This is a genomic window from Wolbachia endosymbiont (group A) of Apotomis capreana, from assembly GCF_964027025.1.
Taxonomy (GTDB): Bacteria; Pseudomonadota; Alphaproteobacteria; order Rickettsiales; family Anaplasmataceae; genus Wolbachia; species Wolbachia pipientis.
The window spans coordinates 838,188-853,847 of the sequence record NZ_OZ034721.1 but is presented as its reverse complement, the minus strand read 5'-3'; the positions used below and the strand labels follow the sequence as shown (position 1 = coordinate 853,847).

At 36.1% G+C, this 15,660-nt stretch carries 14 protein-coding genes and 1 pseudogene; 9 read left to right on the top strand and 6 right to left on the bottom strand.

The window, feature by feature from the left end:
* Positions 1 to 2: 2 nt before the first annotated feature.
* Entirely contained in the window at positions 3 to 1,175 is a 1,173-nt protein-coding gene (locus tag AAGD50_RS04205) for an NADH-quinone oxidoreductase subunit D (protein ID WP_264339441.1), read from the bottom strand.
* Positions 1,176 to 1,450: 275 nt separating this feature from the next.
* Between AAGD50_RS04205 and AAGD50_RS04200 the strand changes: the two genes are divergently transcribed.
* The 5 genes from AAGD50_RS04200 (at position 1,451) to folD (ending at position 5,711) form a co-directional block, all read left to right on the top strand.
* The gene (locus tag AAGD50_RS04200) at positions 1,451 to 2,629 is read left to right on the top strand and encodes an aspartate aminotransferase family protein (protein WP_155968466.1); all 1,179 of its coding nucleotides are present in this window, start codon (positions 1,451 to 1,453) and stop codon (positions 2,627 to 2,629) included.
* Between the two features lie 88 nt (positions 2,630 to 2,717).
* Positions 2,718 to 4,001, top strand: a complete 1,284-nt coding sequence (locus AAGD50_RS04195; RefSeq protein ID WP_007549013.1) for an HlyC/CorC family transporter — start codon at positions 2,718 to 2,720, stop codon at positions 3,999 to 4,001.
* A 13-nt stretch (positions 4,002 to 4,014) separates the two neighbouring features.
* Positions 4,015 to 4,281, top strand: coding sequence for a DUF2312 domain-containing protein (locus AAGD50_RS04190; RefSeq protein WP_010082293.1), 267 nt, complete (start codon positions 4,015 to 4,017; stop codon positions 4,279 to 4,281).
* On the top strand, positions 4,274 to 4,849 hold the full coding sequence (locus AAGD50_RS04185) for a UbiX family flavin prenyltransferase (RefSeq protein WP_006280027.1): 576 nt from the start codon (positions 4,274 to 4,276) through the stop codon (positions 4,847 to 4,849). Before AAGD50_RS04190 ends, AAGD50_RS04185 begins: the two co-directional genes overlap by 8 nt.
* Entirely contained in the window at positions 4,833 to 5,711 is an 879-nt protein-coding gene (gene folD / locus AAGD50_RS04180) for a bifunctional methylenetetrahydrofolate dehydrogenase/methenyltetrahydrofolate cyclohydrolase FolD (RefSeq protein ID WP_264723676.1), read from the top strand. The genes AAGD50_RS04185 and folD overlap by 17 nt, the downstream gene beginning before the upstream one ends.
* Positions 5,712 to 6,234: 523 nt before the next feature.
* Here folD and AAGD50_RS04175 read toward each other — a convergent pair.
* The 4 genes from AAGD50_RS04175 to AAGD50_RS04165 form a co-directional block, all read right to left on the bottom strand.
* Positions 6,235 to 6,399, bottom strand: a complete 165-nt coding sequence (locus AAGD50_RS04175; RefSeq protein WP_141456809.1) for an IS3 family transposase — start codon at positions 6,397 to 6,399, stop codon at positions 6,235 to 6,237.
* Positions 6,392 to 6,553, bottom strand: a complete 162-nt coding sequence (locus tag AAGD50_RS04170; RefSeq protein WP_010082071.1) for a DDE-type integrase/transposase/recombinase — start codon at positions 6,551 to 6,553, stop codon at positions 6,392 to 6,394. Before AAGD50_RS04170 ends, AAGD50_RS04175 begins: the two co-directional genes overlap by 8 nt.
* 76 nt (positions 6,554 to 6,629) lie before the next feature.
* Positions 6,630 to 6,845: an IS3 family transposase gene (locus tag AAGD50_RS06825; protein WP_353286574.1), complete on the bottom strand. Its 216-nt coding sequence runs from the start codon at positions 6,843 to 6,845 to the stop codon at positions 6,630 to 6,632.
* Positions 6,846 to 6,967: 122 nt separating this feature from the next.
* Positions 6,968 to 7,270, bottom strand: coding sequence for a transposase (locus tag AAGD50_RS04165; RefSeq protein ID WP_151807816.1), 303 nt, complete (start codon positions 7,268 to 7,270; stop codon positions 6,968 to 6,970).
* A gap of 651 nt (positions 7,271 to 7,921) precedes the next feature.
* Here AAGD50_RS04165 and fsa point away from each other — a divergent pair.
* Both fsa and AAGD50_RS04155 read left to right on the top strand, forming a co-directional pair.
* The gene (gene fsa, locus AAGD50_RS04160) at positions 7,922 to 8,563 is read left to right on the top strand and encodes a fructose-6-phosphate aldolase (protein ID WP_007552982.1); all 642 of its coding nucleotides are present in this window, start codon (positions 7,922 to 7,924) and stop codon (positions 8,561 to 8,563) included.
* 336 nt (positions 8,564 to 8,899) lie between these two features.
* Positions 8,900 to 9,829 (top strand): ankyrin repeat domain-containing protein, encoded by a 930-nt coding sequence (locus AAGD50_RS04155; RefSeq protein ID WP_174516903.1) that lies wholly within the window; start codon positions 8,900 to 8,902, stop codon positions 9,827 to 9,829.
* 3 nt (positions 9,830 to 9,832) lie between these two features.
* Here the strand turns inward: AAGD50_RS04155 and secA are convergent, their stop codons facing one another.
* The gene (gene secA, locus AAGD50_RS04150; RefSeq protein ID WP_155968456.1) at positions 9,833 to 12,493 is read right to left on the bottom strand and encodes a preprotein translocase subunit SecA; all 2,661 of its coding nucleotides are present in this window, start codon (positions 12,491 to 12,493) and stop codon (positions 9,833 to 9,835) included.
* Between the two features lie 240 nt (positions 12,494 to 12,733).
* Between secA and AAGD50_RS04145 the strand changes: the two are divergent.
* Both AAGD50_RS04145 and AAGD50_RS04140 read left to right on the top strand, forming a co-directional pair.
* A pseudogene (locus AAGD50_RS04145) lies at positions 12,734 to 13,496 on the top strand (IS5 family transposase).
* A 749-nt stretch (positions 13,497 to 14,245) separates the two neighbouring features.
* On the top strand, positions 14,246 to 15,649 hold the full coding sequence (locus AAGD50_RS04140) for a malonyl-CoA decarboxylase (RefSeq protein ID WP_264339419.1): 1,404 nt from the start codon (positions 14,246 to 14,248) through the stop codon (positions 15,647 to 15,649).
* The last annotated feature ends 11 nt before the right edge of the window (positions 15,650 to 15,660 follow it).

Here is a 15,660-nt window from a genome sequence, read left to right as displayed (position 1 = left end):
GATTACCTATCAATCTCACCAAAAACTATATCGAGTGAGCCAATAATTGCTGCAACGTCAGCAAGCATGTGTCCTTTTGCCATAAAGTCTAAGGCTTGTAAATGCGCAAAGCCAGGTGCTCTTATTCGGCACCTATAAGGTCTATTGGTACCATCTGAAACTATATACACTCCAAACTCACCTTTTGGTGCCTCAACAACTGCGTAAGCCTCACCTTCTGGTACGTGATATCCTTCTGAATAGAGCTTAAAATGGTGAATCAGAGCTTCCATAGATTTTTTCATCTCTACTCTTGACGGTGGAGAAATTTTTCTATCTTCAGTTTTTATTTGCCCTTCAGGCATTTTCTCTATGCACTGCTTCACCAAACTGATAGATTGCCTAATCTCTGCCATTCTAACTAGATAACGGTCATAACAGTCGCCATTTTGGCCGATCGGTATATCAAAATCTAGTTGATCATATATCTCATATGGCTGGCTTTTTCGCAAATCCCAAGCAAGCCCAGCAGCGCGCAACATTGGGCCACTAAAGCCCCAATCAAGTGCCTGTTTAATTGATATTTCACTAATTCCTACAGTGCGTTGCTTCCATATCCTATTTTCTGTTAAAAGTTCATCAACATCGTCTATATATTTTGGAAATTGCTCTATAAACTTTGCAATATCCTCAATCAAATCTTCTGGAACATCTGCTGCAATTCCACCTGGCCTGATGTAAGCTGCGTGAAACCTTGCACCTGAAGCTCTTTCGTAAAATTCCAGTATTTTTTCTCTTTCTTCAAAGAGCCATAAAAGAGGGGTCATTGCTCCAACATCAAGTGCTTGAGAAGAAACGTTCAGTAAATGATTTAGTATTCTCGTCAGTTCACAAAACAAGACACGTAAATACTTTGCCCTAATTGGCACTTCACATTGCAACAATTTCTCCACACAAAGTGAATATGCATGCTCTTGTGACATTGGTGATACGTAATCAAGGCGATCAAAATAAGGCAAAGCTTGAAGATACGTTTTATGTTCTATTAATTTTTCAGTACCGCGGTGCAAAAGCCCAATATGGGGATCTGCCCTCTCGATCACTTCACCATCCATCTCTAAAACAAGACGCAACACTCCATGTGCAGCTGGGTGCTGAGGTCCAAAATTTAACATCATTGTCTTTAGATCGGGCATGTCCAGTAGTTTAAGATATTAAAATTGTATAGGCTAAAGTGCGCTCAAAGTCAATAAACTTCTTGCATAGGCTACAACTATCATTCAATAGAAACAAAAACTTTTACAATGGCTAATAAGTGTTGGTAAAACCAAGTCACTTTAGCTATAGAATGACAAAAAAGGTTTGCATTAGCCAAATTTTTAGTTGAAGTAGCATAAGAGGTTAAAGGAAAAGCTTTGTGTTAATGGATTCATTTCAGGTATAGTATAGATAATACCACAATACTTATAAAATGGATCATGTTGTTAATGCGTATAATAGACTTGACACTCCTATAGTCAGGGGAGAAGGGGCATATCTTTTTGATAAAGATGGTAAAAAATATTTAGATTTTGCTGCAGGTATTTCTACAACTTCTTTAGGGCATTGTCATCCATACATTACAGATAAGCTGAAAGAGCAATCGAGCTCATTATGGCACTGCTCTAACATTTTCACTATTCCCGAGCAAGAAAGGCTTGCCGAGCGTTTAACAACCCTGACTTTTGCAGATAAAGTTTTTTTCTGCTCAAGTGGGCTTGAAGCAACAGAAGCTGCAATTAAGTTTATTCGTCGTTACTTTTATTCAAAAGGGCAAGCAAAACGTAATCGTATTATTACAATTGAAGGAGGCTTTCATGGCCGCAGTATTGCTGCAATTTCTGCTGGAGGCAATGAAAAATCACGCGAAGGTTTTGCTCCGCTCCTTTCTGGTTTTGATAAAGTGCCAAGAAATGACATTAAAGCATTAGAAGAAAAAATCAACAATGAAATAGCTGCTGTATTTTTAGAGCCCATACAAAGCGAAGGTGGAGTATATCCACTAGACGTAGAATATCTTCAAAAAGTAAGGGAAATAACAAAAGCTCAAGGAATAATTTTGTGCTTTGATGAAGTGCAGTGCGGATATGGACGCATCGGTTCTTTATTTCATTATCAAAATGTCGGCATTGAACCTGATATGCTAACCTGTGCGAAGGCTATGGGTAACGGTTTTCCTGTAGCTGCATGTTTAGTGAAAGATTATATAGCAGAAGCAATTACTCCAGGAACTCATGGATCAACCTATGGTGGCAATCCACTTGCCATGACTGTTGGTAATGCAGTGCTCGATATAATGCTAAAAGAAGACTTTTTTGATCATGTTAAAAGAATTAGTAAATATTTAAAAGAAAAGCTGTTGCTTTTAGCTAAAGAATTTCCTGAGATGATTTTAGAAGTTCGTGGAGAAGGGTTACTAATGGGAATAGAACTAGCAACTCTTGTAGCTGATAAAATTATTAGTCGATCTCTTGATAAAGGTTTAATAATAACTAGGGTTTTAAACAACAAAGTAGTAAGGGTAACCCCACCACTTATCATTGAGGATGAGCATGTGAACGCAGCGTGTAATATGCTTTATGATTTGTTTTTTAAGATTAAAGGTATATAAAATTCGGCAATATAAATTCAGGCTTGCAAATGCCTCTCATAACATGTAAAATTAATTTTATTTTTTATCACAATAACATCGTACTTTAATGGATTGGTTATTGGTCTTAGTATCATCAGCAATTTTTGTTTTGTTAGTTTTATCGTTTTTGTTCTCAGGAGCAGAAATAGGCTTAACCTCAATTAGCCGTTCTCGAGTTAATAAGCTAAAGCTAGACGGTAACAAAAAAGCCAGGGTAATAGATCGCTTATTAAATAGGAAAGAATTGACAATAGGAACGGTATTGCTCGGCAATACAATTATTAATATTACTTGCTCTGCTTTATTTACAGCAATATTTATCAATCTTTTTGGAAATGAGGGCATTCTCCTATCAACAATTATAATGACATTTTGTATTTTATTGTTCTGCGAAGTTCTACCAAAAACTTATGCTATTCAAAATCCTGAAAAATTTGCATCATTTTCTGCTTATTTTGTATTGTTTTTTGTAAAGATTTTTTCTCCATTGACACTAGGTATTCAATTTATTGTTAACCTCATCCTAAAATTATGTGGGCTGCATAAAGATAAGGAAGTGATATCTGCAGCGGATGCAATGCGTAATATGATTACTCTTCACCGCAGTGAAGGAACTATGTTGCAACAGGATTTAGATATGCTAAGCAGCATACTTGATTTGGCTGAGACAGAGATATCACAAATTATGACCCATAGAAGAAACCTATTTTCTCTTGATATAGATCGGAATAAAGAAGAGTTAATAAGAGAGATTTTAACCAGCAGTCACAGTAGAGTACCTTTATGGCAGAAGGAACCAGATAACATTGTAGGTGTAATTCACGTGAAAGCTCTAATAAATGCTTTGCGTGAAAAGAATAATAAAGCGGAAGAAGTTGACATTACCCAAGTTATGTCAAGGCCTTGGTTCATACCAGAAAGTACACCGCTCAGCGTGCAACTTCACAACTTCCGTAAGAACAGGAAACACCTTGCATTTGTTATTGATGAGTATGGAGCACTGCAGGGAATTGTAACTCTTGAGGATATACTGGAAGAAATAGTTGGAGAAATTTCGGATGAACATGATTTGATTACGGAGAATTTTATAAAGAAAATATCTGATAATATGTATCACATAGAAGGAAAATCTACTATTAGGGACATTAACAGGCAGTTATACTGGAATCTCCCTGATGAAGAAGCTACAACTCTAGCAGGTATGATTGTGAATGAAATAGAGCGCATTCCTGACGAAGGCGAGGAGTTTTCCATGTATGGTTTTCGCTTTAAGATTTTAAAAAAAGATAAAAATATTATTACTGTTGTTGAAGTGCAAGTAAAAACTGGTAATATTAGTGGCAGCAATTAATTAGTGGAGTTTCATGGAAGATACAGTAAAAATAACGGCTGAAGAGTTGAAGGGTTACATAGAGAGAATCGAAAAACTTGAACAAGAAAAGAGGGATGTGCAAGATCACATTCGTGATGTATATGCAAAAGCCGCAGATGAAGGTTGGGATATAAAAGTGATGAAACAAATTATTAGGCTGAGGAAGATGGATGATGATGACAGAGAGGAACAAGAAATATTGCTTGATACCTATAAACGTGCATTGGGAATGAGCTACGAAGAAGAGTTAAGTGAATAGCAGAATTGTAATTGGAATAAGTGGAGCATCTGGTTCTATTTACGGTGTGCGTATTTTAGAAGCGTTGAAAGACGTCGATTATGAAACTCATTTAGTGATAAGTCGTGCTGGGAAAATAACTTTAGCTCACGAGATTAAAGAAAAACTTGAAGATATTACATCACTTGCAGATTTTTACTATTCTGAAGAAAAGATTGGAGAAAAAATAGCAAGCGGCTCATTTAAAACCTCAGGGATGATTGTAGCACCATGCTCTATGAAGACAATGTCTGAAATCGCATCAGGTGTTACTTCCAATCTATTGACAAGGGCTGCAGATGTAACGCTAAAAGAAAGAAGAAAGTTAGTTCTTATGGTGCGAGAGTCACCACTGCATCTTGGGCATTTACAAAATATGTTAAAATTAACGGAGATGGGAGCAATTATTGCTCCACCAGTGCCTGCTTTTTATATTAAACCGAAATCGTTGGATGATATTATTAATCATTCTGTTGGCAAAGTATTGGATTTATTTGATATCAAATTACCCGACTTTAAGGAGTGGCAAGGAAGTGACAATTATTATTGATGGTAAAAAAATAGCAAACGACCTATGTGAGAGGCTATCACAAAAAATTGATATTTTAAAGAGAGAGTATAACATTTTTCCTTGCCTGAAAGTAATTCTCGTGGGCAGCAATCCAGCAAGTCAGGTTTATGTTCGCAACAAACAGAAAAAAGCAGAATCAATAGGCATAAGTTCTGAGACCATTGTTTTGCCTGATAATATTTCAGAAGATGAATTAATTGAAAAAATCAATGAATTAAATGAAGATCCATCTGTGCATGGCATTTTAGTGCAATTGCCTTTACCAAATCATATTAGTGCAAGCAGAGTAATTAACACAGTAAGTGTTGAAAAAGATGTAGATGGCTTTCATGATGAAAACGTTGGCAAATTAGTTAAAGGTGAAAAAAACTGCCTTATACCTTGCACTCCTAAAGGTTCTTTGCATTTAATTAAGTCAATTGAAGAGAACCTTTCCGGTAAAAACGCAGTGGTAATTGGTAGGTCAAATATCGTGGGCAAGCCAATGTTTTACCTGCTATTGCAAGAAAACTGCACTGTCACCATCTTGCATTCACAAAGCAAGGATTTAGCTGAATATTGCTCTAAAGCGGATATAGTAGTTGCAGCAGTCGGAAAGCAAAATTTTGTTCAAGCAGACTGGATAAAGAAAGGTGCAATAGTGATCGATGTTGGCATAAATAGCGTTAACGTAGGAAAGCTTGTAGGTGATGTTGACTTTGAAGGAATAAAAGGGAAAGCCAAAGCTATGACCCCAGTACCCGGGGGCGTTGGCCCAATGACCATTGCATTTCTAATGATGAACACTGTTATTGCTGCTTGCTTGCAAAAGGGAGTTGATGCTTCTGATTTCATTAGTTGAGGTATGAAGAGGAAAGCTATATGAAGATAGAATGTACCATATCACAATTAATAAAAAATTGAGATTTTTGAAATTCCTCAGTAGTCAAATTTATTAAATATTTAGGATCATCATCTATTCTTTTTTCTCTACAAGTATAGCTAAAGTGGCTTAGGTTTACCTACAATTTGAAAAACAACAAATTCGTCATTCCGCTACTCGTTAGCGGAATCTATGCTGAGATACCGCGGCGATATGACGTAGGGAAACCTTTCTTGGGTTAGCTATAGTTAGTGGAATTGCAAAGTTTCTAGGCATAAAAATCTTTGAACCTAATATATGAGCCAAACTTGATTTTCCAACCGTAGATACACCTGTAATAAAAATAATAGTCTTCATTTTGTGAATTTACTTGCTATATGAACTATCGGAGAAATTTTTTTATAGTTTATAGTATCTGACCTTACCCAGAAAAAGTGGAGAGAAAGTTTGGAATGTTTTTCACAAAGAGAATGATGCATCAAATTGTTCTGGAATGCAATAGTTAATAGTGACGTTGTTTGTTATAAAAAATTTCTATATATTCAAATATAGCAGTTTTGATATGCTGTTTAGAGTGCCGAGAGGTGTCTATTGGTAACTCCCTTTTTAGAGAACTGAAGAAGCTTTCCACAACAGAATTGTCGTAACAACAGCCTTTATTACTCATCTATATTCTTTACAGCTAAGAGATATTGATACCCTTGCGCAGTATATTGTGAACCTTGGTCACTGTGCAGCAGTAGATTTTTAACAGGTTTACGCCTATTAATGGCCATTAATAAAGAGTTCATAACCAATTGTTTATTTATTGCACTACTCATTAACTACCATACGTGAGAATTATTGCTGCCAAATATAGCCATCCTTCTTTGGTTTTTATATAAGTAATCCCATACTTTATTTGGTTGATCGACAATAAAGTTTTGGTCTAATATATTGGGAGCTACTGTCCGTTTGTTGTTTCTTAATTTTAAATTTTCTTCTCAATATAGCCTGAATACCATTTTTCTGCATAATACTTTGCACTGTTTTTAAGTTGCAACTTTTACCCAAAGCCTTCAATTCAGCATGAATTTTAGGAGCTCCATATCTACATTTAGAAACTTGATATATTTTTTGAATAGCTGCGAGCAGCTCTTTATTTGCTGATTCTCTACTGCTTATTTTTCTTGTGGTCCACTTATAGTAGCCACTAGCAGAAAATCCTACATAATTCCTGTACTTTATAGCAGTTACTATATAAAAAAATATTTTACTCTTTTTGACTGGCCAGGGCTTTTTTTTAAATGTCTCTTTCCCTTGTTACTCTTGCTTTGTAAATCAAACCTCTCTTTGTCGTAAGGAGCCATGTTACCTCTACCTGGAAATGCATTTGCCGCTGACTTTTTTTCGTTATATTTCTTCATCCATTTTCCTAATACACTATCCCTTATTCCTAGATCTCTTGCTACTTTTGCAACTGGTTGACCTACCTTTCTTTGTTCATTTGCCAGCTTAACAGCTTCCAATTTGAATTCTGCCGTATATTCTCTTACCATTTCTAATCCTCCAAAATTTTATTTTACCCGAAAAAACTCCTTTCTTTCTCTCCACTTTTTCTGGGTAAGGTCAATATACCAGTGCCGAAAATAGTTGACAAAGATTGTGTATACTTATTACAATTGTTTGGGTACCAGAAGTTTTTACGGCAACAAAGTATGCACTAACTATAAGTAAGGAAGACTTTAAGCAGGCAATAAAAAAAATGAAGTAACGTTTAAAAGAGATTGAAGGAGAGAAGAAAAAGGTAAAAGGGAATACGGCAGAAAATGAATCTTATTACAAATAGCATAAAGGGCTTTTATTCTAGTGTTAAATCGGACCTAGATTGGCAAGCCAAACGTAGTCTTATTAGAACATTAGTAAAAGAAGTCAACATTGATCTTGATAAAGTAGATGTAGTATTTAAGATCAAAGAACTTGAAAACCCCGCCCAGAATGGACAAAATCAAAAGATGGTACATTGTCTAAGGGGTCTGGGCACTGGGATGACATCTTTTTTCTTGGTACAAATTACTCTTATGTCTCAATATTTGTACAGTTGTGTTATCGGCTGTTTGATGTTTACAACGCAGGAAGTTCATACGGTTGTAAGTCAAGCGGTAGGATGACAAGATTTTGCAAGGGTATTTTTTTTATAGGAGATTAATATGGAAATTTTTCTTGATAGCGTTGATTTAAATGAAATTAAAGGACTAAAGGAGTTCATTGACGGCATAACAACTAATCCTTCTTTAATAGCAAAGTCCGGGCGTAAAGATAAATACGAGGATTTAGTGCGTGAAATATGCTCTATTATAAAAGGGCCTGTTAGTGTTGAAGTTGTTGCAGATAGCCATGAAGAGATGATCACAGAAGGTCTGAATTTAGCAAAAATTGCTGATAATGTTGTGATCAAATTACCTCTTACACATGAAGGATTAATTTCTTGTAAAAAGTTATGGACAGAGCATAAAATACCTGTTAACATCACATTATGTTTTTCTCCTGGACAAGCACTGCTTGCTGCTAAGGTCGGTGCTTGTTTTATTTCCCCCTTTGTTGGTCGCCTTGATGATATAAGCTATGATGGCTTATCGCTAATAGAAGATATATGTACTATATATTCTAATTACGGTTTTGATACTAAAGTTCTTGTTGCATCAGTGAGAAGCCCAGCGCATGTAATAGAAGCTGCAAGGCTTGGTGCTGATTCAATTACTGTGCCAGCAAAAGTACTTAGACAATTAATTAATCACCCACTTACTGACCAAGGACTAGCAATATTTGAAAAAGACTGGGGTGTAAAATAATAAACGGTTACAAATGAACATAAAAATTGGCGTATCCGTTCAGGCAATGGCGTCAACTTAAGAGCCTTCATTAGCAAACTCTCCTAAAGACATGATGGCGTTTGCTACCTTATTGCGGCTGCCCTGGTCGAATTTTAACTTTATAGCTAACCCAAGAAAGGTTTCCCTACATCATACCGCCGAGGCGCTAACGAGTAGCGGAATGACGAATTTGTTGTTTTTCAAATTGTAGGTAAACCTAAAGCTATAGAAAAAAAGAAGAACCAGTTTCTTAGTTTTTCATTGACATAATCCACTCCATATGCCATAATAAAATTTTATATCTTGGAGAAGGAAATGACATTAAGGTTAATACTACAAGAAGTCAACAGTAGTCCAGATCTGAGTAAGGAAAATTTAATTGATAGAATTAAAGATAAGCTGCAGCAGGAAAATCAACTTATATATGATGAGTGGAAAAAAAACGAATTTGATATAAATTACACGTTTATAGTGCTCAAGTGCAATTTATTACTTATAGCAGCTGAAAATGGCTATGAAAAAGTAGTAAGATACTTAACAAAAAACGGAGCTAATGTTAATGTACAAGATGAATGGGAAAAAACCTCCTTACATTATTCTGCTCAGCATGGGCATGCACAAGTAGTAGAAGTTTTGCTAGAAGAAGGAGCAGACGTTAATGCACAAAATGAAGATAAAGGGACTCCTTTGCATTATGCTGCTTATAGTGGTCATATAGAAGTAGTAAAACATCTTATAAAAAAAGAGGCAGATGTTAATGTAGTGGACAGATATGGAAGAAGTCCTTTACATTATGCTGCTGAGAATGGATACACACAAGTAGTAGAAGTTTTGCTAGAAGAGGGAGCAGACGTTAATGCACAAGATAAAGACGGAAGAACTCCTTTATATTATGCTGTTTATTACACTCATGGTGAACATCCAAGACTAAATTATCAACATCCAAAAGTAGCGAAACTTCTGCTAAATTATGGTGCAGATCCATCATTTATTCATAGACCTAAAGCTATAACAGCAGGAATTACTGTAGGTATATTAGCTGCCATTGTTGCTCCATTAGCACTCATTTATGCTACTGCATTACCTGCACTAGCAATAGTTGTAATTACTGTGGCATCTGCACTGATCGTTGGTGGAATTTCCTATGGGGTTGCATATAAGTCATCAGAGCATTCATTAAACAGTAAGCTAAGTGAGGTTAGCTGCAGTAATGTTGATGGAAATAAACAAACTGTACAACCATAATTATTAATTCACCACAGTAACCGCGCCGTGGCAGTGTTTGTACTTCTTTCCAGAATTACAAGGGCACTTGTCGTTTCTTGAGACTTTGGGAAGTCTGCTATTTCTAGCAGAATGTAACCTATTGCCTATCTCTTGGTTATCTGCCAACTTAAAGTGCGCTAGGCGGTGAATGGTGAGTTCCTTCCATTTTTCAAGCATTGACTCAAACATCAAGAAAGCTTCGCGTTTAAATTCATTCAGTGGATCTTTCTGCCCCATGGCACGTAGGCTTATGCTTTGTCTTAGGCTCTCTAGAACTGAAAGGTGTTCCCTCCATAAATGATCAAGTGTCATTATCATCATTTGCTTCACGATCGTATTCCACAAATCTGTAGTGTGCTGACTGTTGAAATATTTTTCTTTCTCAGTAAAAAATTCTTGTATCTTATCATTTATATAATCCAAAGCTTCTTGTTTGTTTAAAAACTTTGCTAAATCTTCTTTATCAAGCGTTATTCCATACCTTGTATGGAATTCTTTGACTATATCTTCAATATAATCCTCATAATAGCCACTTTGGACTATACCTTCTATTACGCTCTCATTTACTTCGCTATATACTTCAAGTAAATCATTAATTTCGTTGCCTAAGATATTGTTTCTCTGCTTAAAAATAACTTTACGTTGGTTATTGATTACGTCATCAAACTTAAGTAGAGATTTCCGCACGTCATAGTTTCTAGCTTCAACTTTCTTTTGCGCTTTCTCAAGTGCCTTATTGATCCATGGATGATGAATAGCTTCGTTATTCTTTAACCCTACTTTTTGTAAAAAGCTTCTCATTCTATCAGAACCAAATATTCTCATTAGGTCATCTTCGAGCGATAAAAAGAACTTAGAAAGTCCAGGATCACCCTGACGGCCAGAACGGCCACGTAATTGATCATCTATTCTCCTGCTTTCATGTCTTTCGGTTCCAACCACACATAAACCACCAGCTTTTATAGCAATTTCCTTATCTTTTTTTACTCTTTCAACTATTTCTTGATATTTTTTTTCTCTTTCATCAGCATTTTTTATCTTCTTTAGCTCCACCTTTGCGATCATTTCAGCATTTCCACCAAGCTGAATATCAGTTCCACGTCCTGCCATGTTAGTTGCTATAGTGACACTACCTGGCACCCCAGCTTGCGCTATTATGTACGCCTCTTGTTCATGATAACGAGCATTCAATACTGAATGCTTAAGAGAATGGCTTTGCAAAAGCGCAGAAAGCTTCTCAGAGTTTTCGATGCTCACCGTGCCAACAAGGACCGGTTGAAGGCGTTTGTGGCATTCTTCTATAAACTTCAATACAGCATTAAATTTTTCCTTTTCTGTACCGTAAATTTCATCATCAATATCAACTCTTTTTACAGATACATTGGTTGGAATTTTTACTACATTTAATCTGTATATATCACGAAACTCTTCTGCCTCTGTTGCTGCTGTTCCAGTCATTCCGGAAAGTTTATTGTACATACGAAAGTAATTCTGAAATGTGACCGATGCTAAAGTTTGGTTTTCATGCTGAATTTCAAGATTCTCCTTCGCTTCAAGTGCCTGATGAAGACCATCGGAATATCTCCTGCCCTCCATCATACGCCCAGTAAATTCATCAATAATCACTACCTTTCCATCTTTCACTATATAATCTTTATCAGCAGTGAACAGCTTATGTGCACGTAATGCTTGGTCCATATAATGAGTCATTATCATGCTGTCAGTATCATAGAGCGAGGAATTTTCAGGAATGAGATTGTATGATCTTAGTAGTTCCTCCACTCGTGAAATACCATCTTCAGTCAAGAATACCGTTCTACCTTTTTCATCTACTTCATAATCAGAGTCAACTAATTTGGTTACTATTTTATTGATATGCTTATATATCTGATTGTTTTCCTCAACCGGGCCAGAAATAATAAGCGGAGTGCGAGCTTCATCAATGAGTATTGAGTCCACTTCATCAACTATTCCGTAGTGAAAGCCTCTCTGAACCATGTCTTCTTGAGAAAATTTCATATTGTCTCGCAGGTAATCAAAGGCAAGCTCGTTATTTGTGGAATACACGATATCTGCACTGTAAGCCTCTTTCCTCTCTTCGTCTGTCAAGTTATTCGTAATAAACGCAACAGAAACCCCAAGAGAATTATATAATTTGCTCATCCACTCTGTGTCTCGTTTTGCAAGGTAGTCATTAACAGTTACGACGTGTACGCCTTTCCCTTCTAAGGAATTTAGATATGCTGCTAAAGTTGCAACGAGTGTCTTTCCCTCTCCTGTTTTCATTTCTGATATCATACCATTGTGGAGCACCATTCCACCAATCAGTTGAACATCAAAGTGCCTCATGTTAAGAAACCTTCGAGAGGCTTCACGCACAACTGCAAATGCAGGTACGAGAAGATCATTTAACGTTTTCCCATTTTTCAATTCTTGTTTGAATTCTTCAGTTTTACCAGCAAGCTCCTCATCAGATAAACTCTGCATTTCTGTTTCTAATGCATTTATTTGCTGAACAATTTTCCTAAAGGATTTTATTATCTTCTTGTTTGTGGAACCAAATATCTTTCTTATAAAAAAGAATGACAACGTAAAAATGAAAAATATAAGAATGGCTGTCAAAATTAGCGGAGAATCTAGCATAAACTTAAGTAACGTCTTATTTAATATGAGATTATATTACTAAATGCAGCCTACAGCAATTACATATTAGATTCGGGGAATCCTTATTCATATACTAAGGTAATAAACAAAGGAACACTTCCAACCCTGTTCTTGCAGGCACTGTTATTGAAATATTAAAGAATCTGTTGCATTATCTTAGGTCTTGTCGACATAAAAAAAATAGTGATATAGAGTACTCTTTATTAATAGGTAAAGAGAATGCTATATGATTTAAAAGATGAGCAATGGGAGAGAATAAAAAACAGTCTGCCAGGTAAGGAAGGAGATAGAGGAAGAAGCGCAAAAGATAACAGGAGATTCGTAGCTGCAATAATGTGGATAGGTAGAACAGGAGCAACATGGAGAGCATTGCCGGCTGAGTATGGAAAATGGTCAAGTGTACATAAACGTTTTATAAGGTGGGCAAAATCTGGTGTTTGGCAGATGATTTTCAACACATTAGCTGTTAATGGAGACACAGAGTGGCTCATGATAGACTCAACAATAATCAGGGCACATCAACATGCTGCTGGTGCAAGAAAAAAATGTGGAAACTGGTAGACAAGAACAAGAGCTGGGACGGTGCAAAGGAGGATTTTCAAGCAAATTACACGCTGCTTGTGATGCTTTGGGCAACCCACTGAGATTCTTTGTTACTGCAGGGCAAAGATCGGATTACGTAAAAGCTTTAGACCTGATAGAAGGCAAGAACATGGAGGCACTTATTGCCGATAAAGGGTATGACGCAAATTATATGATTGAGGCTGCAGAAGCTGTAAATGCTGAGCCAGTAATCCCACCGCGTTCCAACAGAAAAACACCAAGAGAATATGACAAAGAATTGTATAAAGAGAGAAACTTAATCGAAAGGATGTTCAACAAAATCAAGCACTTCCGCAGAGTTGCTACACGCTACGACAAATTGGCCATAGCTTTTCTGTCTTTTGTTCACATTGCTGGCATTTATCTTTGGTTAAAATAAATGTCGACACTGCCGTTTAGCTATAAACATTAAGAAATTTACTAAATGAAAAAAAAGGCAAAAGAAGCCCTGAGGTTATTATCCGCTTTAAAATATTGGCGTTTTTTATGTTTTAAACGCTTGACAAGCGAGATTCAGCCGCTTTTAATTGCAACTAACCTACGCTGCAAATGTTTAAGAAATTTACTAAGCAGAAAAAAAGACAAAGAATCCCCGAGTTAGCTAGTCTTTTACTATCTCTGTCGAGTATTGGCATTTTTTGATGTCTTGTAACGCTTTATAAGCGCGTTCAGCTTATTTAGATAAAAATCTAGATGTAGATGAAGTTTTGTAAAGACATACAGTATCTATATACTGCAAAAAATTGAACATAAGACGCCGATACATTAAGTAATCCTTACCTTTTAATCTGCAGATTGGCGAAAGCAAATACAATAGCTTCAGTTTCATGATAAGTGGGCTGGCGGAGTTTGTCAAGAAAGTTTTTGTTTCTACTGAATGACAGTTGTGGCTTGGGAGGTAGTGCAAGAAGTCTATTGTATTACTGAATTATTAATAATCTAGTAATAGTGCCTGCTATGTAGCTAAAATTTTCCTTTAACTTAAGCTATATGTAGCTAAAATAACTTGGGTTTACCGACGATTTGACAAACGACAAATTCGTCATCCCGCTGCTTGTTAGCGGGATCTAGAGATATCGCAGCGGTATGACCCTGACTTGCATTAGCCATGTATAATAAAGGGAATCTATGACAAAAGAATCATTGGTAAAAACTGATATAGTGAAAGTTGAAGACAAAAAAGCGGTAAGAAGCTTTTTTAAAATACTAGGTGGAGTGGCAGATGCTGTAAGATCGTGGATTGGTAACATCAGTCCTGATTTAAGCAACAGTCGCGATATCGATAGTTTAGTCTTGAAGATGAATGAGTGCTTAAACCCAAAGGGAGGGGAGGTTTCAGCACGTAAGAACGCTGTATCTCTTGGTAACCTGTACTTGAGCTTATCAGAGAAAGGTAAAATAAAATTTCTACAAACCCTGGCAGAAAAATTTAATCCGAATAAAGCGGAAATAGATGAGAAAATTAGAGAGTATAAGAAAAACCAAGATCCCGAGTTAAACTATAAATTTGAACAGGATTTAATAAAAATTCTTGAATCACCGCGTTCTAAAATATTAAAGCAATTTATTTCTTTACCAGAAGGCCTTAAGTTTATTGTTGATATGCGTTCTGATGTGCTTAAGCTAAAAAACCAACATAGAAGCTTGAATCCACTAGAGAACGAATTAAAAAATATACTCTATACTTGGGTTGATGTTGATCTACTTGATCTTCGTCAAATCACCTGGGATTCACCTGCATCATTGTTAGAAAAACTTATAAAATATGAGGCTGTGCATAAAATTTCCTCTTGGGGCGACCTAAAAAACAGACTAGATTCTGATCGTCTCTGTTTTGCTTTTTTTCATTACAAGATACCAAACGAACCTCTAATTTTTGTAGAGGTTGCATTGGTGGATAAGATTGCAGATAGCATTCAACACCTTTTAGATGAGTCAGTACCTTCAAATGATCCGAGTAATGCAAGCACTGCTATATTCTATTCAATATCAAATACTCAAGCAGGGTTATCTGGAATCAGCCTTGGTAATTTTTTGATCAAAAGGGTTGTAGAAAAGCTATCACAGGAGTTTAAAAGTATAAAAACATATGCAACTCTTTCTCCAATACCTGGCTTTACGAAATGGCTAAAAAACAATCTAAACCAAGATGTCACTTTATTGGGCAAACTAAATATAAAACAATCTAGTGCAGAAATTTTAGAAAGTGCAGAGCAATTAAAAACTAATGTTGAATGTACAAATGAAACTAAACAATACATGCTTAAACTATGTGCATATTATTTACTAAAAGTGAATAATAGTAATGGAAATACTTATGACCCGGTGGCGCATTTTCATTTAAGCAATGGCGCATCAATAAAACAATTAAACTGGATGGCGGATACTTCTGAAAAGGGTATTAGTCAGTCAGCCGGGATGATGGTAAATTATCTATATGAGTTGCCTAAAATAGATAATAATCATGAAAACTATATGGTTAATAAAGTGATTTCCTGCTCGAAAAAAGTGTCGTCTATGTTGAAGGAGTAAATAGTCTCTTA

Bases quoted from the DNA above. Each gene is read 5' to 3' on its own strand.
- AAGD50_RS04155 (WP_174516903.1), top strand. From the start codon at position 8,900: ATGACATTAAGGTTAATACTACAAGAAGTCAACAGTAGTCCAGATCTG.
- AAGD50_RS04175 (WP_141456809.1), bottom strand. From the start codon at position 6,399: ATGAGTAATAAAGGCTGTTGTTACGACAATTCTGTTGTGGAAAGCTTC.
- AAGD50_RS04140 (WP_264339419.1), top strand. From the start codon at position 14,246: ATGACAAAAGAATCATTGGTAAAAACTGATATAGTGAAAGTTGAAGAC.
- AAGD50_RS04195 (WP_007549013.1), top strand. From the start codon at position 2,718: ATGGATTGGTTATTGGTCTTAGTATCATCAGCAATTTTTGTTTTGTTA.
- AAGD50_RS04200 (WP_155968466.1), top strand. From the start codon at position 1,451: ATGGATCATGTTGTTAATGCGTATAATAGACTTGACACTCCTATAGTC.
- AAGD50_RS04205 (WP_264339441.1), bottom strand. From the start codon at position 1,175: ATGCCCGATCTAAAGACAATGATGTTAAATTTTGGACCTCAGCACCCA.
- AAGD50_RS04170 (WP_010082071.1), bottom strand. From the start codon at position 6,553: ATGAGTAGTGCAATAAATAAACAATTGGTTATGAACTCTTTATTAATG.
- AAGD50_RS04190 (WP_010082293.1), top strand. From the start codon at position 4,015: ATGGAAGATACAGTAAAAATAACGGCTGAAGAGTTGAAGGGTTACATA.
- AAGD50_RS04165 (WP_151807816.1), bottom strand. From the start codon at position 7,270: ATGGTAAGAGAATATACGGCAGAATTCAAATTGGAAGCTGTTAAGCTG.
- fsa (WP_007552982.1), top strand. From the start codon at position 7,922: ATGGAAATTTTTCTTGATAGCGTTGATTTAAATGAAATTAAAGGACTA.
- secA (WP_155968456.1), bottom strand. From the start codon at position 12,493: ATGCTAGATTCTCCGCTAATTTTGACAGCCATTCTTATATTTTTCATT.